23 protein-coding genes are annotated in these 20896 nt (G+C 70.4%); 7 read left to right on the forward strand and 16 right to left on the reverse strand.

Annotated elements, in window-relative coordinates; genetic code table 11:
* Positions 1–21 precede the first annotated feature (21 nt).
* Genes AB0I69_RS23710 through AB0I69_RS23730 form a run of 5 tightly spaced genes read right to left on the reverse strand, consistent with a single transcriptional unit; the run spans position 22 to position 4200 of the window.
* Positions 22–345, reverse strand: a complete 324-nt coding sequence (locus AB0I69_RS23710) for a hypothetical protein (RefSeq protein WP_363097648.1) — start codon at positions 343–345, stop codon at positions 22–24.
* Positions 311–694 carry a hypothetical protein gene (locus tag AB0I69_RS23715; protein WP_043664093.1) on the reverse strand — a complete coding sequence of 128 codons (384 nt, stop codon included), beginning with the start codon at positions 692–694 and terminating at the stop codon, positions 311–313. The genes AB0I69_RS23710 and AB0I69_RS23715 overlap by 35 nt, the downstream gene beginning before the upstream one ends.
* A complete protein-coding gene (locus AB0I69_RS23720) occupies positions 691–1398 on the reverse strand; it encodes an ABC transporter ATP-binding protein (RefSeq protein WP_363097649.1) in 708 nt (235 codons plus the stop codon). Before AB0I69_RS23720 ends, AB0I69_RS23715 begins: the two co-directional genes overlap by 4 nt.
* The gene (locus tag AB0I69_RS23725; protein WP_363097650.1) at positions 1395–2105 is read right to left on the reverse strand and encodes an ABC transporter ATP-binding protein; all 711 of its coding nucleotides are present in this window, start codon (positions 2103–2105) and stop codon (positions 1395–1397) included. Before AB0I69_RS23725 ends, AB0I69_RS23720 begins: the two co-directional genes overlap by 4 nt.
* Entirely contained in the window at positions 2086–4200 is a 2115-nt protein-coding gene (locus AB0I69_RS23730) for an ABC transporter permease (protein ID WP_363097651.1), read from the reverse strand. The genes AB0I69_RS23725 and AB0I69_RS23730 overlap by 20 nt, the downstream gene beginning before the upstream one ends.
* Before the next feature lie 210 nt (positions 4201–4410).
* Here AB0I69_RS23730 and AB0I69_RS23735 point away from each other — a divergent pair, with 210 nt between their 5' ends.
* From AB0I69_RS23735 to AB0I69_RS23750, 4 genes are read left to right on the forward strand one after another with little or no spacing between them, the layout of a single operon-like run.
* Positions 4411–4806: a nuclear transport factor 2 family protein gene (locus tag AB0I69_RS23735; protein WP_363097652.1), complete on the forward strand. Its 396-nt coding sequence runs from the start codon at positions 4411–4413 to the stop codon at positions 4804–4806.
* Positions 4803–5918 (forward strand): acyl-CoA dehydrogenase family protein, encoded by a 1116-nt coding sequence (locus AB0I69_RS23740; RefSeq protein ID WP_363097653.1) that lies wholly within the window; start codon positions 4803–4805, stop codon positions 5916–5918. The genes AB0I69_RS23735 and AB0I69_RS23740 overlap by 4 nt, the downstream gene beginning before the upstream one ends.
* 2 nt (positions 5919–5920) lie before the next feature.
* Positions 5921–6706 (forward strand): acyl-CoA dehydrogenase family protein, encoded by a 786-nt coding sequence (locus tag AB0I69_RS23745; RefSeq protein WP_363097654.1) that lies wholly within the window; start codon positions 5921–5923, stop codon positions 6704–6706.
* 20 nt (positions 6707–6726) lie between these two features.
* A complete protein-coding gene (locus AB0I69_RS23750) occupies positions 6727–7530 on the forward strand; it encodes an acyl-CoA thioesterase domain-containing protein (RefSeq protein ID WP_363097655.1) in 804 nt (267 codons plus the stop codon).
* A gap of 86 nt (positions 7531–7616) precedes the next feature.
* Here the strand turns inward: AB0I69_RS23750 and AB0I69_RS23755 are convergent, their stop codons facing one another.
* The 3 genes from AB0I69_RS23755 to AB0I69_RS23765 are packed head-to-tail and all read right to left on the reverse strand — an operon-like array spanning position 7617 to position 11006.
* Entirely contained in the window at positions 7617–8378 is a 762-nt protein-coding gene (locus AB0I69_RS23755) for an SDR family NAD(P)-dependent oxidoreductase (protein WP_363097656.1), read from the reverse strand.
* A gap of 59 nt (positions 8379–8437) precedes the next feature.
* Positions 8438–9586 (reverse strand): thiolase family protein, encoded by a 1149-nt coding sequence (locus AB0I69_RS23760; protein WP_363097657.1) that lies wholly within the window; start codon positions 9584–9586, stop codon positions 8438–8440.
* Positions 9579–11006: a fatty acid--CoA ligase family protein gene (locus AB0I69_RS23765; RefSeq protein ID WP_363097658.1), complete on the reverse strand. Its 1428-nt coding sequence runs from the start codon at positions 11004–11006 to the stop codon at positions 9579–9581. The genes AB0I69_RS23760 and AB0I69_RS23765 overlap by 8 nt, the downstream gene beginning before the upstream one ends.
* A 54-nt stretch (positions 11007–11060) precedes the next feature.
* On the opposite strand from AB0I69_RS23765, the gene AB0I69_RS23770 reads away from it, so the two are divergent.
* From AB0I69_RS23770 to AB0I69_RS23780, 3 genes are all read left to right on the forward strand, one after another.
* Positions 11061–11822, forward strand: a complete 762-nt coding sequence (locus tag AB0I69_RS23770) for an SDR family NAD(P)-dependent oxidoreductase (protein ID WP_363097659.1) — start codon at positions 11061–11063, stop codon at positions 11820–11822.
* Positions 11823–11829: 7 nt separating this feature from the next.
* Positions 11830–12591, forward strand: a complete 762-nt coding sequence (locus AB0I69_RS23775) for an SDR family NAD(P)-dependent oxidoreductase (RefSeq protein WP_363097660.1) — start codon at positions 11830–11832, stop codon at positions 12589–12591.
* Positions 12592–12718: 127 nt separating this feature from the next.
* A complete protein-coding gene (locus AB0I69_RS23780; protein WP_363097661.1) occupies positions 12719–12904 on the forward strand; it encodes a hypothetical protein in 186 nt (61 codons plus the stop codon).
* A 51-nt stretch (positions 12905–12955) separates the two neighbouring features.
* On the opposite strand, the gene AB0I69_RS23785 is transcribed toward AB0I69_RS23780, so the two are convergent.
* The 8 genes from AB0I69_RS23785 to AB0I69_RS23820 are packed head-to-tail and all read right to left on the reverse strand — an operon-like array spanning position 12956 to position 20879.
* On the reverse strand, positions 12956–13789 hold the full coding sequence (locus AB0I69_RS23785) for an SDR family oxidoreductase (RefSeq protein ID WP_363097662.1): 834 nt from the start codon (positions 13787–13789) through the stop codon (positions 12956–12958).
* The gene (locus AB0I69_RS23790; protein WP_363097663.1) at positions 13786–14241 is read right to left on the reverse strand and encodes a VOC family protein; all 456 of its coding nucleotides are present in this window, start codon (positions 14239–14241) and stop codon (positions 13786–13788) included. Before AB0I69_RS23790 ends, AB0I69_RS23785 begins: the two co-directional genes overlap by 4 nt.
* Positions 14238–15296: a CoA transferase gene (locus AB0I69_RS23795; RefSeq protein ID WP_363097664.1), complete on the reverse strand. Its 1059-nt coding sequence runs from the start codon at positions 15294–15296 to the stop codon at positions 14238–14240. Before AB0I69_RS23795 ends, AB0I69_RS23790 begins: the two co-directional genes overlap by 4 nt.
* Positions 15293–16249, reverse strand: coding sequence for an LLM class F420-dependent oxidoreductase (locus tag AB0I69_RS23800; protein ID WP_363097665.1), 957 nt, complete (start codon positions 16247–16249; stop codon positions 15293–15295). Before AB0I69_RS23800 ends, AB0I69_RS23795 begins: the two co-directional genes overlap by 4 nt.
* 31 nt (positions 16250–16280) lie before the next feature.
* Positions 16281–16679, reverse strand: a complete 399-nt coding sequence (locus AB0I69_RS23805) for a cobalamin B12-binding domain-containing protein (protein ID WP_363097666.1) — start codon at positions 16677–16679, stop codon at positions 16281–16283.
* Complete coding sequence (locus AB0I69_RS23810) at positions 16679–18280, reverse strand: methylmalonyl-CoA mutase family protein (protein ID WP_363097667.1); 1602 nt, start codon at positions 18278–18280, stop codon at positions 16679–16681. Before AB0I69_RS23810 ends, AB0I69_RS23805 begins: the two co-directional genes overlap by 1 nt.
* Complete coding sequence (locus AB0I69_RS23815; protein ID WP_363097668.1) at positions 18277–19704, reverse strand: FadD3 family acyl-CoA ligase; 1428 nt, start codon at positions 19702–19704, stop codon at positions 18277–18279. Before AB0I69_RS23815 ends, AB0I69_RS23810 begins: the two co-directional genes overlap by 4 nt.
* Positions 19701–20879 (reverse strand): amidohydrolase family protein, encoded by a 1179-nt coding sequence (locus AB0I69_RS23820; protein WP_033282959.1) that lies wholly within the window; start codon positions 20877–20879, stop codon positions 19701–19703. The genes AB0I69_RS23815 and AB0I69_RS23820 overlap by 4 nt, the downstream gene beginning before the upstream one ends.
* Between the last annotated feature and the right edge of the window lie 17 nt (positions 20880–20896).

Raw genomic sequence — 20896 nt, forward strand, 5'->3', positions numbered from 1 at the left:
CTCCTTTCGGGGGTGGGTCGGTCAGTCGGAGGCGGGCAGCGGCTTGGCCGCCTTCAGGGTCATGGGGGCGCCGTCACAGGTGAGTTCGCCCGCGCCGGAGGCGGTGCAGAGGAGTTCGAGCGTCCCGGTGGCGTCGACGTACCGCTTGCCGATGAGGGTGGTGGTGCCGGCCGGTCCGGGCTTCGCCGGGGGCGCGTCGGCGACGGGCACCAACGGGCTGCCGCCACAGGCCAGTTGGGGCTGTGGCTGGGCGGCGGCGGGTGCACGGATGACGACGACGCGGGTGCCGCAGACGGTGCTGGCGAGTTGGTCACCGGGGTGCAGCGTCGGTGCCGGTGGGGTCATGGCGGAGTTCCCTTTCGAGCAGGCGGTCGGCGAGGAGTTCCACGTCGTAGGACTGACGTGCCATCCAGTACCGCAGGAAGCCGGTGAGCGAGTACCGCAGGAAGAGTGCGGAACCGACGACGCTTCCGGCGACCGCGGCCAGGCCGAGCGTGAGAGCGTCGTTCTGCACCAGCGGATCGCTGGTGTTGTGCGAGATGAAGTAGGCGCACACGCCGAGGACGACGCCGATCGTCATCAGGGCGGCGCCCGCGCGCAGCCAGAGAGCGGCCCTTCCGGCGGCGGGGTCGGGGATTTTCAGGACGGTGAGTTCGCGGACGAAGCGGTCCGCTCGCGTCTCGGTGGACGTCATGTGGAACTCCCCAGGTAGAGAGCGGACAGTTCGGCACGCAAGCCGCCGTCGGGGTGGCCCTGCCGTTCGACCCTGCCGCGTACGAGGACGGCGGCGTGGTCGCAGATGTCGAGGACTGCGGCGGCGAACTGCTCGACGACCAGCACGGCGACGCCCTGCCTGGCGATTTCGCCGACCTGCTCGTAGAGCCGGCCGACGACCAACGGGGCGAGGCCCATGGAGAGTTCGTCGAGGAGCAGTACGGCGGGGTCGGTGGCGAGGCCGCGGGCGAGGGCGAGCATCTGCTGTTCGCCGCCGGAGAGGGTGCCTGCCGCCTGTCCGGCGCGCTTGGCGAGGACGGGGAAGCGGGCGAACGCGAACTCCTCGATCTCGTCTCGGCTGCGGCCGGTGAAGGTCATCATGAGGAGGTTGTCGCGGACGGACAGGTTCGGGAAGACGCCTCGTCCTTCGGGGATGAGGCAGACTCCGGCACGGGCCAGGTCGCGGGGAGCGGCGCCGGTCATGTCCCGTCCGCCGAGCACGAGTTGGCCCGATTCGACGGGGTGGACTCCGGCGGCGACGCGCAGGGTGGTGGTCTTTCCTGCGCCGTTCGGGCCGAGCAGGGCGACCACCTGTCCGGCGGCGACGTCGAGGTCGACGCCGTGCAGGACGGTGATGCGTTCGTGGGCGGCGCGGATGCCGCGCAGTTCAAGAAGTGCGCTCACGCGTCCCCCAGGTAGGCGGCGAGAACCGTTTCGTCGCTGCGGATCACCTCGGGCGGGCCGACGGCGATGATCTTGCCGAGGTCGAGGACGTACACCTCGTCGCAGACGGCCATCACGAGGCTCATGTCGTGCTCGACGAGGACGACGGCGGTTCCGTCCTCGGTGAGGGCGCGCAGGAGTTCCGCGAAGCGTTCGGTCTCCTCCGCGTCCTGTCCGGCGGCGGGTTCGTCGAGGAGAAGCACCTTCGGCCGGATCGCGAGCGCTCTTCCCACCTCGACGAGACGGCCGACTCCGGTAGGGAGGGCATCGGGTGACGTGTCGGCAAGGCCGGTGAGCCCCAGGCGGTGCAGGATCTCGGTGACGACCCGCTCGGCCCGGCGGCGTTCGGGTCCGAGTTCCGCAGCGACGAGCAGGTTGTCGCGCACGCTGAGCCGGCCGAACAGTTCCAGGCGCTGGAAGGTGCGGGCCAGTCCGTGCCGGGCTCGCGCGGAGGGCCTGGCCCTGGTGACGTCCCGGCCGTCCAGCCGGACCTGTCCCGAGGAGGGCCTGCGCAGTCCGGAGGCGACGTCGAACAGGGTGCTCTTGCCTGCCCCGTTGGGTCCGATGAGTCCGGTGACCCTGCCTGCCTCGGCGGTCAGGGCGACCCCGTCGAGAGCGCGGTTTCCGCCGAAGGAGACGGTCACTCCGCTAACCTGCAGCGACGCCACGGGCCAGCACCTCCTCGTCCTCGGGGCGCCAGTCGCGCCGTAGTCCCCACCACTCGACGGGGATCTCCGGCTCGCCCGGTTCGGCCTGCCGGGCGTCAGCCCAGGCGCGGAGTGCCAGGGCGAGAAGCAGTGAACCGCCGTAGTACGTCCAGTCGTTGATCACGTCGGTGAAGCGCAGTGCCCAGGCCAGTGCCAGGGCGCAGAGCAGGGCGGGCAGGGCGATGCGGTCGCGGGCGAGGGGCTCCCACTGGCGGCGGAAGCGGGAGACGATGCCGTCGGGGTTGTGGCCGAGTCCGACACCGGCGAGGCCGGGGAGCAGGGCGACCAGGTTCGCGGTGCCGGGGGCGATGGCGATCAGGGCGTTCGTCGGGGCGACGAAGGCGGTGCCGGCGAAGAGCCCGTTGCCGACTGCGCCGAGTCCGCCGATCACGGCGACGAGGAAGATGGGCAGGCCGGCGATGAGGCTGAACTGGTCGGCGGTGACGGTGCGTTGCTGCATTCCGTACAGTGCTCCGCCGAGTCCGGCGATGCCGGAGGCGAGGGCGAACACGGCGACCTTGGCGACCAGCAGGTTGCCGCCGAGGGTGGCGTACGCGGCCTCGCTGTCGCGCAGGGCGATCAGTCGCCGTCCGAAGCGGCTGCGGCGCAGGGTCGCCACACCGATGGAGGCGAGGGCGAGGCAGACGGCGGCGAACACCATCAACTCCCGCCCGCTGTCGAGACGTAGGCCGAAGAGGTGGGGACCGGAGACGTCGACCGAGCCCTGGTCGAACAGGGCGATCCGCAGGCCGAAGACGTGGAACGCCGGGATGGTGAAGATCCACCGGTCGAGGATCACGGCGAACGCGGCTGTCCCCAGGGCGAGATACACGCCGGAGAGTCGCAGTGCGGGCAGTGCGACCAGCGCTCCGGCCGCCGCCGAGACGAGGATCGCAGCGCCGAGGGCCCACAGCTGGCCGTGGGCACCGAGGTGTCCCCAGACGACCGCGCCGATGCCGGCCATGCTCAGCTGGCACAGGGAGACCTGTCCGGCGTACCCCGCGAGCGGGACGTACGAGAGTGCCACCACGCCCAGCGAGAAGATCGCTCCGTAGGTGATCAGGTCGGCTTCTCCGAGCAGGGAGGCCAGTACCGCGCCGAAGGCGATGACGACCGCGGCGAACACGAGTGTGCCGCGCGCGCTCGGTACCGGGACGCGGGCCAGCCGTCGTTCACGCCCGCGCAGGCGTCGGTGCGGGAAGACCAGGAGGGCGAGGAAGAGCAGCAGGGCGGGGGCGGCGAGCCGTAGTCCGGGGAGGTACTCGTTCTGCGGCAGGTAGCCGGTGAGATAGCTCTCCATGCAGCCGACGACGACGGCGCCGAGGAAGGTGAGCGGCAGGCTGCGCAGCCTGCCGAAGACGGCCGCGGTGTAGGCGCTGACGATCAGCAGGGACAGCTGGGCGGCGTCCAGGGTGACGGTCGGGGCGATCAAGATGCCGCCGATCGCGGCCAGTTGGGTGCCGAGGATCCAGGAGACCCGGCCTGCCCGGACCGGATCGGCGCCGGTGAGGCCGACGAGTGCCCGGTCGTCGACGGCAGCGCGCATCTCGGCTCCGGCGCGGGTCCGGTAGAGCAGGATGCGCAGGCCGACGGCGACGGCGACGGCCACCGCCATGGTGATGGCCTGGTGCCAGGTGATGACGGCCGGGCCGAGGTGGATGGGCTTGCGGGCGGCGAAGAACATCGGCAGGGGCCGCGCCACGTTCGGGTCCCAGATCCAGCGCGCGGCCGCGATGAGTCCGCTGAGCAGCGCGACCGTCATGACGAGCCGTTCGGCTTCGCCGAGGGCCTGGACGGGTCGTAGGACGAACCGCTCCACGAGCAGCCCGAAGCCCGGGGCGAGCACGAGCAGCACCACGGCCAGGGCGACCGGAACGGGCCAGCCCCAGCCGACGGTCAGCTGCCAGTACATGAACGCGGACAGCATGCCGGCCGCGCCGTGCGCGAAGTTGAACACGCCGGTGGTGGTGTAGGTGAGCACGAGCCCACTGCCGATGACGGCATAGATCGCGGCCGTGCTCAGGCCGACGATCCCGAAGGTGAGGAACTGGTCCATCGTGTCGGATCTCCCCTCTCCATCGCTGGAAACTAGCTTCTCATCTACGGAGAATCAACCATTCAGACAGAGACTGTTGACGTCGCCTCACCCACCATGGAAATCTGCCACTCATCTGAGAGAATGCCATTCTCACTCATGGTGAAGGGTGGAAAGTCCTTGTCCTCCTTGCCCGTTCCGGCTCCTCCCCCTGGTCCGACCGACGACCTGATGGAGATCCAGCAGCTCCTCGCCCGCTACGCGGTGTGCATGACCCGCGGTGACCTGGACGGGGTGCTGGCGGTCTTCACGCCCGACGGCACGTACAGCGCCTTCGGGGACTCCTACGGCCTCGACGAGTTCCCGGCGCTCGTGGCCGCCGCACCCAAAGGGCTGTTCCTCACGGGGACGCCCGCCGTCGACCTGTCCGGCGACACGGCGACCGGCAGCCAGCCGCTCTGCTTCGTCGACCACTCCACGCACGACCTGCGGATCGGCTACTACAACGACACCTACGTCCGCACGGACGAGGGCTGGCGGCTGCGCACGCGGGCCATGACGTTCATCCGCCGCAGCGGAGCACACGACTCCGGCCGCCCGCACGCCTATCAGCGCCCAGGTACATGAACGTCGCCTCAGCGGCCGGGAACATGAACGTCGCCGACTTCCGCTCGGGCCTGCGCGCCTGGCTGGACGAGCACGACCTGTCCCCCGGCCCCGACCACTCCCTGGACGCCCAGGTCGCCCAACTGGCCCGGGTTCGCCGGGCGTTGTTCGACGCGGACTGGATGCGGTACGGCTGGCCCGCCGAGGTGAGGGGGCTCGGCGGGCCCGCGGTGCTGAGGGCGGTGCTCGGTGAGGAGGTCGCCACAAGGGAGTTGGCCGAGCCGGGGATCTACTCGATGATCGAGGTCCTCGCCCCGACGATGATCTCGTACGCCCCTCCCGCGCTGGCCGCCGAGATGGTCCCGCGGTTGCTGAGCGGGCGCGAGCAGTGGTGCCAGGGCTTCTCCGAGCCGGGTTCGGGCAGCGACCTCGCCTCCCTCACCACCCGGGCCGTGCCGCGCGGCGACCACTGGGAGATCAGCGGCCAGAAGGTGTGGACGAGCCTCGCCCAATTCGCGGCCCGCTGTGTCCTGTTGACCCGCACCGCGCCGGGCCACAACGGGATCACCGCGTTCTTCGTCGACATGGACACCCCCGGCATCACCGTCCGGCCGCTGCGCACGATGCACGGCGTGGACGAGTTCGCCGAGGTGTTCTTCGACGATGTGATGGTGCCCGCCGAGCGGATGCTCGGCCGCCCCGGCGACGGCTGGCAGTTGGCGATGGACCTGCTCCCGCACGAGCGCTCCTCCTGCTTCTGGCACCGGATCGCCCATCTCTACACGCGACTTGACCGCCTGCTGGCCGAGACGAACATCCCGGACGACGCCGAACTCGGCGCCGCCTACCTGGCGTTGCACACCGTCCGCTGCCGCTCCCACGCCACCCAGCGACGCCTGGCCGCGGGTGAGCGCCTGGGCGCGGAGACATCGGTCGACAAGGTCCTGCTGGCCACGGCCGAGCAGCAACTCTTCGAGACCGTACGGAATCTGCTGCCCGGCGTACTGGAGTTGACGGACACGCCGTGGCGCTCGGAGTACCTGTACGCGCGGGCCGCGACCATCTACGGCGGTACGGCCGAGATCCAGCGGAACATCATCGCGCGCCGACTGCTCGACCTGGGGAGGGAGTAGCCGTGGACGCCGCCGAACGGCATCTGCTCGCCGAGACGCTGCGCAAGACGATGACGGCGGCGTCGGGGCAGGCGCTGAATGCCGCCCTGACCGACCTGGGCTGGGCCGAACTGCTCGCCGAGCAACCGGACATCGCCGTGCCTCTCACCTTCCGCCTGCTCGGCGAGACGGGCGCCCACGCGCCGCTCCTGAACGACGTCCTGCTCAGCGCGGCGGGCCGTCCGGTCGGCGGCACACTGCCGCTGCCGTTCACGGGTGGTTCGTGGGTCGTCTGGGAGCGCGGTGACGGTGCCGCCGGCACGACGCTGGACGCCGAACTGCCCTTGCACACCGGGCCCGTCGGAGCTCCCGTCCCCCTCGCCGCCGGCCGTGTCGCGCTCGCCTGGTGGCTGGTCGGGACCGGCCGCGCCATGCTCGCGCTGGCTCGCCAACACGCCGTGGACCGCGTGCAGTTCGGCCGCCCCCTCGCCTCCTTCCAGGCCGTACGGCACCGGCTCGCCGAGACCCTCGTGGCGCTGGACGGCGCCGAGGCGACCCTGGTGGCCGCCACGGACGAGCTGGGCGCGCTGCTGGCCAAGGCTGCGGCCGGGCAGGCGGCGCTGACAGCGGCCCGGCACTGCCAGCAGGTGCTCGGCGGGATCGGATTCACCGCCGAACACGATCTGCACCGGCACGTCCGGCGGGCCATGGTGCTGGACGGACTGCTGGGCAGCGCACGGGAGTTGACGCACGAGGCGGGGGCCCTGCTGCGGGCCGGCGGGTCCGCGCCACGGCTCGTCCACCTGTGATCGACCGAGGAGTGACATCAGTGACCGATCTGTGGAGCGACCTGCTCTCCTGCCTGGACCTCGACACCCTGCCGGACTCCGTGTTCGAGGGCCGCAACCAACAACTCGGCTATCACCGCATCTTCGGCGGGCAGTTGCTCGCCCAGAGCGTCCGCGCCGCCCAACTGGCCTGCCCCGACAAGGCGGTCAAGAGCCTTCATGTGCAGTTCGCGCGTGCGGGACGGCCTCAGGAGTCGGTGCGGTACGAGGTGACGCGTCATCATGAAGGCGGTTCCTTCGCCACGTTGACGGTCGTGGCGCGGCAGACGCAGGGCGTCGCGGCCGTAGCGGCTGTGTCGCTGCACTCCCGCGAGGAGGGCCCGGACCAGCAGATCGCGTTTCCGATGCCCTCGGTACCGGGAGCGGAACACGACGTGGATCTCTCGCTGCTTCCCTGGGACACCCGGGCCACCGTGGACGTGGATTCGCCGAAGTCGGAGCCGCCCGAGTACGACCTGTGGATGCGCACACCGACCGTCGCTCCGGAGCTGGCCCCGGCGTTGACGGCGTACGCGAGCGATCTGAATCTGATCGGTACAGCGCTTCGACCACTCGAAGGAGTCACCCAGCACGAGTCGGGAACGGCGTTCACCTCTGCCGTCACCGCTCACACGGTGTGGTTCCACCGCCCCTTCACGACGGACGACTGGCTTCTGCTGCGCCACCGGAGCCCGCTGCTCGCCCACGGCCGCTGCTACGGCCGGGGCGATGTGCTCACCGCTCAGGGGTCCTTGGTCGCCTCGTTCGCGCAGGAGGCGCTGCTGCGCTTCCGTGCGATCGCGTGACGGGCCGTGTCCGCGAGGGCCCTCGGCGCACAACGACCCGTCTCCGCCCGGTACTTGGCGTATGACGGGCCGTCCCCGCAGCGCGTTCAGCGCATCACGGTGCCGCCGTCGACGTTGATGACCTGGCCATTGATCCAGGCCCCGTCGGCGGACATGAGGTGGGCCACCATGCCGGCGACATCGTCGGCACGGCCGTGGCGGGTGCTGCGGGTGCGGGCGAGCAGCACCTCCAACAGGTCTGGCGCGGCGCCGTCTTGGATGGCCTGCGTCAGAATCAGGCCCGGTGCGACCGCGTTGGCGCGGATGCCCTCCCTGCCCCAACGGGAGGCGACATGGCGGGCGAGTGCGTTGATGCCCGCCTTTGTCGCCGAGTACGCGGGGCGCGCGGCCTCCCCGGTGAAGGCCGCGATGGACGAGGTGTAGACGATCGCCCCGCCGCCCCGGGCCAGCAGCTCGGGAACGGCGTACCGGGTGACGAGCATATGGCCCCGCAGATTGACGGCGAAGGTCCGGTCCCACACCGCGAGGTCCATGTCGACTACATCGGTGTCCTGGGAGACCGCGCCCATGTCGCCCGCGTTGATGTGCACGGCGTCCAGACCGCCGTACGTCCGCACGGTGGTCGTCACCAGTTCGCCCACCGAGGCTTCGTCGGCGATGTCGAAGCCCACCGCGACCGCCTGGCCACCGGCGTCACCGATGGCCTCGGCGGTCCGCCGGGCTCCGTCGAGGTCCAGGTCCCCGACGACCACTCTGGCGCCCTCGTCGGCCAGCCGCCGGGCGGAGGCGGCCCCCAGCCCGGTGGCCGCGCCGGCGACGAGAACAATCTTCTCCTTCAAGCCCTCCACGCTGCTCCCTTTACGTCGTCGACGCTCTCCACCAACGGACCCAACCGATCGCTGACGGACTACGGCGCCAGTACCTCGATGACCGTGGCCGAGCCCATACCGCCGCCCGCGCACATCGCGGCGACGCCGATGCCGCCACCGCGGCGACGCAGTTCGTGCACGAGCGTGACGAGCATCCGGGCGCCGGTCGCGGCCACCGGGTGGCCGAGGGAGCAGCCGCTGCCGTTGACGTTCACGCGGTCGGGGTCGAGGCCGAGTAGTTTCACCGCGGCGACGGGCACGGCGGCGAAGGCCTCGTTGATCTCGAAGAGGTCGACGTCGGACGTCGAGAGTCCCGCGCGGGCAAGGGCTTTGGGGATCACCTTCACCGGGGTGAGGCCCGTCTCGGCGGGGTCGGCGCCGACCGACGCCCACGAGCGGACGACGGCGAGTGCGGGCAGGCCCAGCCGGTCGCTGGCCACCACCAGGGCGGCGGCACCGTCGTTGGCTCCGCCCGCGTTGCCGGCCGTGATGGAGAAGCCGTCTATCTCCGGGTGGAGCGGCTTGAGCGAGGCGAGCTTCTCCAGGCTCGTGGTGCGACGGGGGTGTTCGTCGACGGAGAACAGGCCGTGCGGTGTGTCGATGGGCACCAGCTCCGCGTCGAAACGGCCTTCGTCGATGGCGCGAATGGCGTTCTGGTGCGAGCGCAACGCCCATGCGTCCATGTCGGCGCGGCTGAGGCCGGCCCGCACGGCGGTGTTCCAGCCGACGGTGATCGACATGTCCAGGTTCGGGGCGTCGGGCCGGTCGGGGTGCGTGGGCGGGCTCCAGGGTTCGACCCACTCGCCGTCGACGCGGAAACGCTGTTTCGGGGAGGTGGAAGCCGAGTTGACGCCACCGGCGATGACGAGTTCGTCCATGCCCGCGCGGATGCTCGCCGCCGCGCTCTGCACGGCGGCGAGTCCGGCGGCGCAGTGGCGGTTGTGGGCGAGGCCCGGTACGGAGGTGAGGCCGACGGTCAGTGCCGCGTGCCGGGCCACGACCCCGCCGCCGTACAGGCCCTCGCCGAGGATCACGTCGTCGACCGCGTCCGGGTCGAGGCCGTCCGTGGCCGCCGCGGCGGCGACGATGTGGTGGGCCAGGTCGAACGCGGTGGTGTCGCGCAGGGTGCCCTTGACGGCGGTGCCGACGGGGGTGCGCAGGGCGGACACGAGGACTGCTTCAGGCATGGGTGGTCTCCAACTCGGCCAGCAGGGTGCGGCGCAGCAGCTTTCCGGTCTCGGTCTTGGGGAGTTCGGCGCGAAAGACGATGGTGTCGGGCGTCTTGGAGGAGCGCAGTCGGTCCTTGACCCATTGGCGGACCTCCGCCGGATCGCCCTCGCCGACGACGACGGCCACGATCCGTTGCCCCCACTCGGGGTCGGGCACGCCGATCACCACGGCCTCCACGATCCCGGGGTGGGCGACGAGAACGTCCTCTATCTCGGCGGGAGCGATGTTCTCGCCGCCGCGAATGATGGTGTCGTCGGCGCGTCCTTCGATGAACAGATAGCCGTCGGCGTCCAGTCGGCCCCGGTCCCGGGTCGGGAACCAGCCGTCCGCGTCCAGGGCGCTGCGCCCGCCGTACTCGCCAGAGATCTGCTCCCCGCGCACGAACACCAGCCCGGTCTCCCCGGCACGGGCCGGCTTTCCGCCGTCGTCACGGATCTCGATCTCGACACCGGGCAACGACCGTCCCACGGAGCCGAGTCGTTCCCGTACGGCCGGGTCGAATGCGGCGAGGGCCTCGCGGTGGTCGTCGGGCCCGAGGACCGCGACCGAGGAGGCCGTCTCCGTCAGGCCGTACGCGTTCACGAACCCCGTGCCGGGGAAGATCTCCAACGCCCGCTCCACCACGGGCCGCGGGGTTCTCGCGCCGCCGTAAGCGAGGCTCCGGAGCATGGGCGTCCCGGCGTCGTCCGACCGGACCTCCGCGACGATGCGGGCCAGCATGGTGGGCACGACCAGCGCGTGCGTGACCTGCTCGCGGCGCGCGGTCTCCAGCCACTCCCCCGCGTCGAAGGCGGACAGGTATACGAGGCGGCGGCCCGAGTAGAGGTTCGTCAGCAGGTTCATCAACCCCGCCACGTGGTACGGCGGAACGGCCACCAGTGCCGCGTCGCCCTCCTCGGCGGAGGCGAACTCCTGGGTGTTCAGGACGTATGCCATCAGGTGCCGGTGGCGCAGCAGTGCCGCCTTGGGCTCGGCGGTCGTGCCGCTCGTGTAGAGGACCACCGCGACGTCATCCTGGTCCGCGGTCGCCTCGGGCACCTCGGCGCCCTCCTCGGCGCTCAGCAGCGGGTCGAGGTCGGCGGGGCGCAGCACGAGCGCGCCGGGGTGGCGAGCCAGGAGGCGGGTCAACTGGTGTTCGCCGAGGCGGTAGTTGAGGGGGATGAACGGGATACCCGCCAGGGCCGCGCCGAACAGGGCGACCGGGTAGGCGAGATGACTGGGGCTCAGATACAGCACGGCAGAGTGCCCCTGGAAGCGGTGCGCGGCGGCACGGGCGCGGGCGAGCAGGTCCGAGGCGGTCAGGGAGCGGCCGTTCGCCGTGACCACCGGTCGGTCGCCGCCCGAGGCCACCATCTCCAGAATCATGGTTATATTCATGAGAATGCTATTCTCGTCTCACTAGAGCGCTGTTCGCAAGAGAGGAAATCCTTGATGCAGATCAGTGGGAGCTCCGCGGTGGTCGTCGGCGGGGCGGGCGGCCTGGGCGAGGCCACCGTCCGTCGACTGCACGCGGCGGGAGCGAAGGTCGTCGTCGCCGATCTGGCCGACGAGAAGGGCAAGGCCCTGGAGCAGGAACTCGGTGTCCGCTACGTGCGCACCGACGCCACCTCCGAGGAGGACGTCCAAGCGGCGCTGGCCGAGGCGGAGTCGGCGGGACCGCTCCGCATCTCGGTGGACGCGCACGGCGGTCCGGCGAGCGGTGGCCGGCTCGTCGGCAAGGACGGCTCGCCCCTCGACCTCGCGGGCTTCCGTACGACGATCGACGTGTATCTCACCGGCGTGTTCAACGTGATGCGCCTGGCCGCGGCCGCCATCGCCCGCCAGGAGCCCGCCGAGGGCGGCCGGGGTGTCATCGTCAGCACGGCCTCGATCGCCGCGTACGAGGGCCAGATCGGCCAACTCCCTTACGCAGCGGCCAAGGGCGGGGTCGTCAGCATGACCCTGGTCGCCGCCCGCGACCTGTCCCCGCTCGGCATCCGGGTCGTCACGATCGCGCCGGGCACCTTCAACACACCGGCCTACGGCAAGGCGGGCGACCAGCTGGAGGCCTACTGGGGGCCGCAGATCCCGTACCCGAAGCGCATGGGGCTGCCGGTCGAGTACGCGGGTCTCGTGCAGCACATCGTCGAGAACGACTATCTCAACGGCGAGGTCGTCCGTCTCGACGGCGCCCTCCGGTTCCCTCCGAAGTGAGTGCGCAGTGAGTGAAGTGACCGACGTGAGCGGCCCGTTGAAGGGCAAGGTCGCGTTCGTGGCGGGCGCCAGCCGCGGTATCGGCCGTACGGTCGCGCTGGCGCTCGCCGAGGCCGGGGCGGCGGTCGCCGTGGCCGCGCGCTCCGAGCAGGAGGGGCGGCTGCCCGGGACGATCCACTCGGTCGCGGACCGGATCACCGCGGCGGGCGGACGCGCCCTGCCGGTGCCCTGTGACGTGAGCGACGAGGCCTCGGTCGACGCGGCCGTCGCCGCCACGGTCGCGGAGTTCGGCGGAATCGACATTCTCATCGCCAATGCCGGGGTGCTGTGGCTCGGCCCGGTCGAGTCGACGCCGCTGAAGCGCTGGCAGCTTTCCCTGGACGTCAATCTGACCGGGGTGTTCCTGGTGACCCGCGCGGTGATTCCGCACGTACGGGCGCGTGGCGGTGGCTCGTTGGTGGCCGTGACGACCGGCGGGGTGGGCATGACGGACCGGGGGGCGAACGCGTACTGGGTGTCCAAGGCGGCGGTCGAGCGTCTCTACCTGGGCCTCGCCGCCGATCTGAGGAAGGACAACATCGCGGTCAACTGCCTTGCTCCGTCACGGGTGGTGCTCACAGAGGGCTGGCAGGCGGGTGGCGGGGGCCGGGAGATTCCGCCGGAGATGGTGGAGCCGCCGGAGGCGATGGCGCGGGCCGCCGTCCTCCTCGCGGGCCAGGACGCGACCGGTCTCACGGGGACCGTCCAGCGCTCGGAATCCCTTGCGTGAAAGGCAGTTGGCCTGCACGCCACGCGGGATCCCCATGACTGTTCGGCATCATCCGGGGCACTCGGGAGACAACGGCGCAGCCACCGGGATCACCGGTGGCTCGCCGTCTATCCGTAGGGGTCAACAGATGCTCGCATTCGTGGCGGCAGCGCTCTTCTTCATCGCCTTCATCATCCGTGTCACCGAGACGTCGACCCAGATCGTCTTCAGTTCGACGAGCCTCATGCTTCTCGGGCTCGCCTTCCTCGCCGCGCATTCGGCCGGCATGGGGTCCGGCTGGTCCGCCCGGCGCAGCAGCGGACGTCGGCGCTGAGGAAGCGGCGCGCTCCCTCCGTGGCACGCCGCCTCCATACCCCCTGACCGGTCACCGTCCGGCGCGTTCTCGCACCGCCGCGCAGACCCCACCGTCGACGAGAACGTCGATTCCGGAAATGAATGCGGCCTCGTCCGACAGCAGGAATGCCACCGCCGCCGCGACGTCCTCGGCCCGGCCCACCCGTCCGAGTGGCGTCTGCTCCACCAGAGCCGCCATGGCGGGCTGGGCCGAGGCCTCCTGTTGCCCCTGAGGGGTGTCGATGACGCCCGGCGACACGGAACACACCCGGGCGCCGTACGGCCCGAGCCGCACCGCCTCCCGCCGTACGAACCGGTGCACTCCGTGCTTGGCCCACGCGTACGCGAGACCCGTGTTCTCGACGGCCGGCCCGAGGGCCTCACGGAGTCGGTCGAGGAAGTCGTCCCGGAGTGGATCGTCGAGGATCGCCGCCACGGTCGGATCGGCTTCCAGGTTGCCGAGGAGCGGTGCCATCGAGGCGAAGCACACCAGTGCCGTCTCCTCGGTGGCGAGGGGGCGGAGTGCCTCGGCGAGCCGTGCGGTGCCGACCAGGTCGACCTCGAAGATGCGCCGCCAGTCGGCCATGGTGGGCGAGATCCCGGCGGCGTGGGAGACGGCCCTGAGGGTACCCAACTCGGCCGCACGGGTGGCGAGTCGGGCCAGTCCGGCGGTGTCGGTGATGTCGAGGACGAAGGGTTCGACCTCGATCTCCTCGTCCGCGGCTGCCAGTTCCTTCGCGGCGGTGGTCACGGCCGGCTCGTCGCGGTCCACCAGCAGCAGCGTGTCCACCAGGTCGGTGAGCCGCCGCGCGCAGGCCAGCCCCATGCCCCGCCCGGCCCCGGTCGCGATGCCTACGGTCGTCATACGTGCCCTCCTTCATGACCCCAGACCTTCTCCAGTCCCGGCTGCGCCACCCGGTCCACGAGTTCCACGAGCAGACCGCTCGGACCGCGCAGGAAGGCGAAGGGCGCGCCGCCGGAGCCGGCCCGGCGCGCCTCGGTCACGAAGCCCTGCCGGGTCAGTTCGGCCACGTCCGCGGCGACGTCGTCGGACCAGTAGCCGACGTGATGCACACCGCCGCCGACCACCGGTTCCCACAGGGTGCCCGGGACACGGCGGACGATCTCCAGTCGGGGCAGCGTCCGGGAGTAGACGCAACTGATGTCGAGAACGGCGTTTCCGGTCGGAAGCGTCAGCGGAACCGCCCCGCCGATCTCGGCGCACCACTCGTATCCGAACGCGGCCGAGAACTCGGCCAGCGTGGCCTCGCAGTCCTCGACGACAAGCCCGAGATGGAACTGGTCCTCGGCCCTCATGACTCGGCCACCGCCCCGGAAGCGTCATGCTCGCCCAGGCGGGGCGGCGGCCCGTAGGCGGGCTCGTATCCCGCGACCAGGACGGGACTGCGGACCAGTTGGAAGTCCCCGGCCGTCACCACGGCTTCCGGTGTCGCCGCCAGTGCCTGCGGCAGCGTCCGTACGGCGGCGGCCGGTACCCCGAGCGGGCGCAGCCGCGCCTCCCAGGCCGCGGCGGTGTCGCCGGCGAGGGCATCCGTCACGGCGGTGAGTACTTCCTCGCGGCGCTCCGCACGTTCGGCCATGGTGGGAAATCCTCGGACGCCGGCTTCGGCGGCGAAGGACTTCCAGAAGCCGTCGTGGGTGATGAAGAGCGCCAAGTAGCCCTCGGCGGTGGGAAAGAGCTGGGCCGGCACGTAGTAGGAGTGCGCGCCGAGCGGTAGCCGACGTGGTTCGACTCCCTCGTTGAGGTAGGCGGAGGCACGGTAGTTGAGCTGGGACAGCATCACGTCCCGCAACGACACCTCTACTTGGCCACCGCGCCCGGAGACGATCTGCGCGAGAAGTCCCAACGCGGCTGTCAGGCCTGAGGAGTTGTCGGCCGAAGAGTAACCGGGCAGGGTCGGTGGCGCCTCCGGGTCGCCGGTGAGGGCGGCGACTCCCGTGGCCGCCTGGACGACGTAGTCGAAGGCGGGCTCGTCGCCCGCCTCCAGTCCGTATCCGGTGAGCGCGACGCACACGATCCGCTCGTTCCACTTGCGCAGCACGTCGTACGTCAGCCCCAGCCGGTGGATGGCCGACGGTTTGAGATTGACGAGCAACGCGTGGGCGTCGGCGGCGAGTTCACCGAGTCGGGCCTGTCCGTCGTCGGTCGTGAGGTCGAGGCGGACGCTGCGCTTGCCGCGGTTGAGGCTGGCGAAGTAGGCGGCGCTCACCTGGCGCGAGATGTCCCCGCCCGGCGGCTCGATCTTGGTGACCTCGGCGCCGAGGTCGGCGAGCATCATCGTGGCGTAGGGGCCGGCCAGCATGTGGCCGACCTCCAGGATGCGGATGCCCTTCAGCGGTCCGGTGGTCATCGCAGGTCCGCTGCGAGGGCGGCGAGCGTGTCGCGGGTGCGGTACTTGGAGGCGACCAGTTCGTCATGGTTGTCGCCGATGGGCAGCAGCCGTACGGAAAGATCGGTCACCCCGGCGTCCGCGAACCGCTTGAAGCGGGCGGCAATGGCGTTCTCGTCACCTGCCGCGCACAGGTCGCCGACGTCGCGGGCGTCGCCGTAGTCCAGCAGGCGTTGGTAGTTGGGCGAGATCTCGGCCTCGCCGAGGATCCGGTTGGCGCGCTCGCGGGCCTCGTCGACCTGGTCCGGGCGGCACAGGCAGACCGGGATGCCCGCCACGATCCGGGGTGCCGGGCGTCCGGCGCTCTCGGCGGCCTTGGTGATGCGGGGGACGACGTGTTCGGCGACGGCGCGTTCGTCGGCCATCCACAGCACGGTCCCGTCGGCCCGTTCCCCGGCGAGGCGCAGCATGACCGGGCCGAGGGCCGCGATCAGGACCGGCAGGGGGGAGACGGGGGCGAGGGTGAGCGGGTTGTGGACGGTGAAAGTGTCGTTCTCGACTTCGACAGCGCCCGTTCCGTCGAACGCGGCGTCCAGGACGTCCAGGTAGTCGCGGGTGAAAGCGGCCGGTTTCTCGTACGGCAGCCCCAGCATGTCCCGGATGATCCAGTGGTGGGACGGTCCGAGGCCAAGGGCGAGGCGTCCGCCCGTCGCGGCCTGGGCCGAAATGGCTTGCCTGGCAAGGGCGATGGGGTGCTGGGCCTGCAACGGCACGACAGCGGTGCCCAGTTCGATCCGCTCGGTCCGCGCGCCCATGAGCGCGATCGCGGTGAGCGCGTCGAAGTCGGTCGGGATCTGCGGCACCCACACGGTGTCGAAGCCGGCCTTCTCGGCCCATGTCACGTCGTCGATCATCCGCGTGACCTTGCGGACCGAATCCCCGCGCTCGGGTCCGATCATCACTCCGATACGCACGTTGCCTCCAGGTATTCGGGTCGCCGCCGGCTCATGGCGCGTTGACGGATGTCAGGGCGCGCATCTTGGTGACGAGGGCGTCGAGCGGTGTGCCCGTGGGGAAGACCGCGGCGGCTCCCGCCGTGAGCAGTTTCGGTACGTCGGCCGGTGGGATGGTGCCGCCCACCACCACGGCGATGTCCTCGGCCCCGGTGGCACGCAGCGCCTTGATCACGCGGGTGGTCAGCGCGAGGTGCGCGCCGGAGAGGATGCTGAGGCCGACGACGGCCACGTCCTCCTGGACGGCGACGGCGACGATGTCGTCGACGCGTTGCCGGATCCCGGTGAAGATGACCTCGAAGCCCGCGTCGCGCAGTGTCCGCGCGACGATCTTGGCCCCGCGGTCGTGTCCATCGAGCCCTGGCTTGGCGACCAGTACGCGGGATTTCATCAGAACACCACCGGTTGCTGGAACTCGCCCCAGACCGCCTTGAGCGCGGCGACCATCTCGCCGACCGTGCAGTAGGCGTTGGCGCAGTCGATCAGGATGGGCATGAGGTTCTCGGTACCTTCCGCCGCGCGGGCCAGTTCGGCGAGGCGTTGCCGTACGAGAGCCGCGTCTCGGGTGGCCTTGACGTCGGCGAGCCGTTTCAGCTGCCGGTCGCGGCCCTCCGCGTCGAGTTCGTACGTGGCGAGGTCGGGCGGGGATTCGTCCGCGACGAAGCGGTTGACGCCGACGACCGGACGGGTGCCGGCCTCGACCTCGCGGTGCAACTGGTAGGCCTCGTCGGCGATGAGGGTCTGCAGATAGCCGTCCTCGATGGCCCGGACCATGCCGCCGTAGCGCTCCAGGTCGTCCATGATCTCGACGATGCGGGCCTCGGTGGCGTCGGTGAGCGCCTCGACGAAGTACGAGCCGCCGAGCGGGTCCGCGACCCGGGTGACGCCGGTCTCGTGGGCGAGGATCTGCTGGGTGCGCAGGGCGAGTGTCGCCGACTCCTCGCTGGGCAGGGCGAACGGTTCGTCCCAGGCGGCCGTGAACATCGACTGAACGCCGCCGAGGACGGAGGCGAGCGCCTCGTAGGCCACCCGTACGGTGTTGTTCTGCGCCTGGGGCGCGTACAGGGAGGCGCCTCCGGCGACGCAGCCGAAGCGGAACATGGCGGCCTTGTCGCTGTCCGCCCCGTACCGCTCGCGCACGATGGTGGCCCAACGCCTGCGTCCGGCACGGTACTTGGCGATCTCCTCGAAGAAGTCGCCGTGCGTGTAGAAGAAGAAGGAGACCTGCGGGGCGAACTGATCGATCGTCATACGGCCGCGGGCCAGCACCGTGTCGCAGTAGGTGACCCCGTCGGCGAGCGTGAACGCCATCTCCTGTACAGCGTTGGCGCCGGCGTCGCGGAAGTGCGAGCCCGCGACCGAGATCGCGTTGAAGCGGGGTACTTCGGCCGCGCAGAACTCGATGGTGTCGGCGATGAGCCGGAGGGAGGGTTCGGCCGGCCAGATCCAAGTGCCCCTGGAGGCATACTCCTTGAGGATGTCGTTCTGGATCGTCCCGGTGAGTTTCGCCCGAGGTACGCCCGCCCGTTCGGCGGCGGCGACGTAGAAGGCGAGCAGGATCGCGGCCGTGCCGTTGATGGTGAAGCTGGTGCTGATCTTGTCCAACGGGATGCCCTGGAAGAGGACTTCGGCATCGGCGAGCGTGTCGACGGCCACGCCGACCCGGCCGACCTCTTCGCCCACTTCGGGGTCGTCGGAGTCGTAACCGCACTGGGTGGGCAGGTCGAGCGCCACCGAGAGTCCGGTGCCGCCCTGTTGGAGGAGGTAGTGGTAGCGGAGGTTGGACGATTCGGCGGTGCCGAAGCCGGAGTACTGGCGCAGCGTCCACAGCCGTCCCCGGTAGCCGGTGGCGTAATTGCCGCGCGTGAAGGGGAAGTTGCCCGGCGCGGGTGGCGCGGCGTCGACGTCGTCGGGGCCGTAGACCGGTTTGAGGGGCAGGCCGGACGCGGTCCGGACGAGGTCGTCGCCCTGGGGCGGTGTGGGAGGCGTCATCGCAGGAGGTCCTTCATCACCTTTCCGGTGGCGTTCAGCGGTAGTTCCGTGAGGAACTCCACGGTCCGGGGCACCTTGAACCCGGCCATCCGGAGCCGGCTCCACTCGATCAACTCGTCGGCGGTCAGCGGCTCTCGGAGGACGACGAAGGCCTTGCCGACCTGCCCCATGCGTTCGTCGGGGACGCCGATCACGGCGGCCTGGGCGACCGCGGGGTGTTCCATCAGGAAGCCCTCGATCTCGGCCGGGTAGGCGTTGAAGCCGCCGACGATGAACATGTCCTTCTTGCGTCCCACGATCCTCAGGTAGCCGCGCTCGTCGAGCGTGCCGAGGTCTCCGGTGTGCAACCAGCCGTCCTGGTCGATGGCTTCGGCGGTGGCTTCGGGGTCGTTGAAGTAGCCGCGCATCACGCTGTAGCCGCGGACCAACACCTCGCCGTCGTCGGCGATTTCGACCTCGACGCCGTCGCAGGGGGTGCCGACGGTGGTGGCGATGTCCTCGAAGGAGTCGCCGGGGCGGGTGGCGGTGGCGGTGCCCGCCTCGGTCAGGCCGTAGCCGGTCATGATCGAGGTGAAGGGCAGTTCGGTCATCACGCGGCGGATCAGTTCGACGGGGATGTCGGCGGCGCCGGTCACCGCAACTCGCAGTGAGGAGAGGTCCCTTGTGCCCCGGTCGGTCAGCAACGAGTGGTACAGCGTGGGCGGGCCGGGCAGGACGGTCACCTTCTCGCGCTCGACCAGGTCGAGGACGGTGTCCACGTCGAAGACGGGCACGGGGAGGATGGTCATGCCGCGGATGAGCGACGCGACCATGCCCGCCTTGAAGCCGAAGATGTGGAAGAACGGGTTGACGATCAGATAGCGGTCGCCCTCCCTGACCCCTGCCAGGTCGCACCACTCCGCGTACAGCCGGAGCGTCTGGGCGTGGGTCATCAGGACGCCCTTGGGCCGGCCGGTCGTGCCCGAGGTGAACACGATGTCGCTGACCTGGTCGCCGGTCACCTTCCGCTCGAAGGGTGAACCGCTGGCCAGGAAGCCGGACTTGAGGTCGATGACCGGCACCCCGGGCGGTGCCTTGAAGTCCAGGCCGAGGAAGCCTTCCTGGACGAGAACGGCCTTCGCCCCGCTGCGGACGATGATGTCGTGCGCCTCGTCCGCCTTGAAGCGGGTGTTCACCGGCACCACCACACCGCCCGCGGTCATGAGACCGAAGGCGGCGACGATCCACTCGGCGGAGTTGGGCGCCCAGATCGCGACGCGGTCGCCCTGCTCCACCCCGGCCGACGCGAACGCACCCGCAGCCACACGCACCCGCTCGACCAGCTCGGCGAACGTGAGGCGGAGCGGGCCGTCCACCACGGCTTCGGCATCACCGAAGCGGTCGGCCGCGCTCAGCACCATCTGCGGGATGCTCTCCCAGGTCATACGCCGATCAACCGGGCGAGGTTGCCGCCCATGATCTTGGCCTGATCGGCCTCCTTCATGCCCTGGAGCGCGTCGATGTAGGACACCGGGTCGGCCAGACCCTCGGGGTGCGGATAGTCGGACCCGAACAGGACGCGCTCGACTCCGACGACCTCGGAGAGCGCGGCCATGTCCTCCTCCCAGAACGGGCTGATGTGGATCCGCTTCCTGACCTCTTCGACCGGGTCGCCCAGGAAGCCCTTCGGCTGCTTCTTGTAGGTGCTGCCCAGTTGGTCGAGGAGCGGCAGCAGCCAGGAAGAGCCGTTCTCGATGACCGAGACCTTCAGTTCCGGGAAGCGGAACAGGGCTCCGTGGCAGACCCAGGACGCGACCGCGTCGGTGACGGGCCGCCACTCGGACATCATCCGGAAGACCTGCGCCTGGAACGGCGTCATCTCCTGGCTCTTGCCCTCCCAGTCGCTGGAGTAGCGCGAGTAGCCGCTGTCGGAGGAGTGCATGGCCACGAGCACGCCCGCCTCCTCGACCCGCTTCCAGAACGGGTCGAACTCCGGCAGTGCGAAGGACCGCGAGCCCCCGTAGCCAGGGACCGGGGCGGGCCTGATGAGAATCGCCCTCGCGCCCCGCTCCAGGCACCACTCCAGTTCGGCGATGGCCTTGTCCAGGATCGGCAGGCTGATCACCGGGGTGGTGAAAATGCGGTTCTTGTAGTTGAACTGCCAGGTCTCGTGCAGCCACTGGTTGAGGGCGTGGACGACGACGTGGATCAACTCCGGGTCGTCCCGCATCCGTTCCTCGACCAGGCTGGCGAGTGTCGGGAACATCAGGGTCTGCTGGATGCCCAGGTCGTCCATGAGCGCCAGGCGTGGGCCGGGCTCGCGGAACGCCGGGATCGACCGCATCGGCTCGCCGAACAGCTCCCGGTGGGACTTGCCCTCCGGGTTCCCCTCGCGGAAGTAGTCCTCCCACGCGCCGGGCCGGGCGACGACCTCGAACGTGGGGTTGGGGATGTAGTCGCTGATCTGACCGCGGATGGCGATCTTCGTACGGCCCTTGACCTGCACGTACTGGATGGCGCTCGCGTACTGCTTGGGCAGGTACCGAGTGAGCGCATCCTCCGTCTCATACAGGTGGTTGTCCGCGTCGAACAGTGGATACGGCGGCACGCGCGATGGCATGAGATCCTCCTTCGCAG

Source organism: Streptomyces sp. NPDC050508, assembly GCF_040655155.1.
In the GTDB taxonomy this organism is placed as follows: domain Bacteria; phylum Actinomycetota; class Actinomycetes; order Streptomycetales; family Streptomycetaceae; genus Streptomyces.

What these genes read in the sequence shown, in the direction of transcription:
- AB0I69_RS23710 (WP_363097648.1), bottom strand. Translation starts at nt 345, where the DNA reads ATGACCCCACCGGCACCGACGCTGCACCCCGGTGACCAACTCGCCAGC.
- AB0I69_RS23715 (WP_043664093.1), bottom strand. Translation starts at nt 694, where the DNA reads ATGACGTCCACCGAGACGCGAGCGGACCGCTTCGTCCGCGAACTCACC.
- AB0I69_RS23730 (WP_363097651.1), bottom strand. Translation starts at nt 4,200, where the DNA reads ATGGACCAGTTCCTCACCTTCGGGATCGTCGGCCTGAGCACGGCCGCG.
- AB0I69_RS23735 (WP_363097652.1), top strand. Translation starts at nt 4,411, where the DNA reads ATGGAGATCCAGCAGCTCCTCGCCCGCTACGCGGTGTGCATGACCCGC.
- AB0I69_RS23740 (WP_363097653.1), top strand. Translation starts at nt 4,803, where the DNA reads ATGAACGTCGCCTCAGCGGCCGGGAACATGAACGTCGCCGACTTCCGC.
- AB0I69_RS23760 (WP_363097657.1), bottom strand. Translation starts at nt 9,586, where the DNA reads ATGCCTGAAGCAGTCCTCGTGTCCGCCCTGCGCACCCCCGTCGGCACC.
- AB0I69_RS23765 (WP_363097658.1), bottom strand. Translation starts at nt 11,006, where the DNA reads ATGAATATAACCATGATTCTGGAGATGGTGGCCTCGGGCGGCGACCGA.
- AB0I69_RS23770 (WP_363097659.1), top strand. Translation starts at nt 11,061, where the DNA reads ATGCAGATCAGTGGGAGCTCCGCGGTGGTCGTCGGCGGGGCGGGCGGC.
- AB0I69_RS23780 (WP_363097661.1), top strand. Translation starts at nt 12,719, where the DNA reads ATGCTCGCATTCGTGGCGGCAGCGCTCTTCTTCATCGCCTTCATCATC.
- AB0I69_RS23785 (WP_363097662.1), bottom strand. Translation starts at nt 13,789, where the DNA reads ATGACGACCGTAGGCATCGCGACCGGGGCCGGGCGGGGCATGGGGCTG.
- AB0I69_RS23790 (WP_363097663.1), bottom strand. Translation starts at nt 14,241, where the DNA reads ATGAGGGCCGAGGACCAGTTCCATCTCGGGCTTGTCGTCGAGGACTGC.
- AB0I69_RS23795 (WP_363097664.1), bottom strand. Translation starts at nt 15,296, where the DNA reads ATGACCACCGGACCGCTGAAGGGCATCCGCATCCTGGAGGTCGGCCAC.
- AB0I69_RS23805 (WP_363097666.1), bottom strand. Translation starts at nt 16,679, where the DNA reads ATGAAATCCCGCGTACTGGTCGCCAAGCCAGGGCTCGATGGACACGAC.
- AB0I69_RS23810 (WP_363097667.1), bottom strand. Translation starts at nt 18,280, where the DNA reads ATGACGCCTCCCACACCGCCCCAGGGCGACGACCTCGTCCGGACCGCG.
- AB0I69_RS23815 (WP_363097668.1), bottom strand. Translation starts at nt 19,704, where the DNA reads ATGACCTGGGAGAGCATCCCGCAGATGGTGCTGAGCGCGGCCGACCGC.
- AB0I69_RS23820 (WP_033282959.1), bottom strand. Translation starts at nt 20,879, where the DNA reads ATGCCATCGCGCGTGCCGCCGTATCCACTGTTCGACGCGGACAACCAC.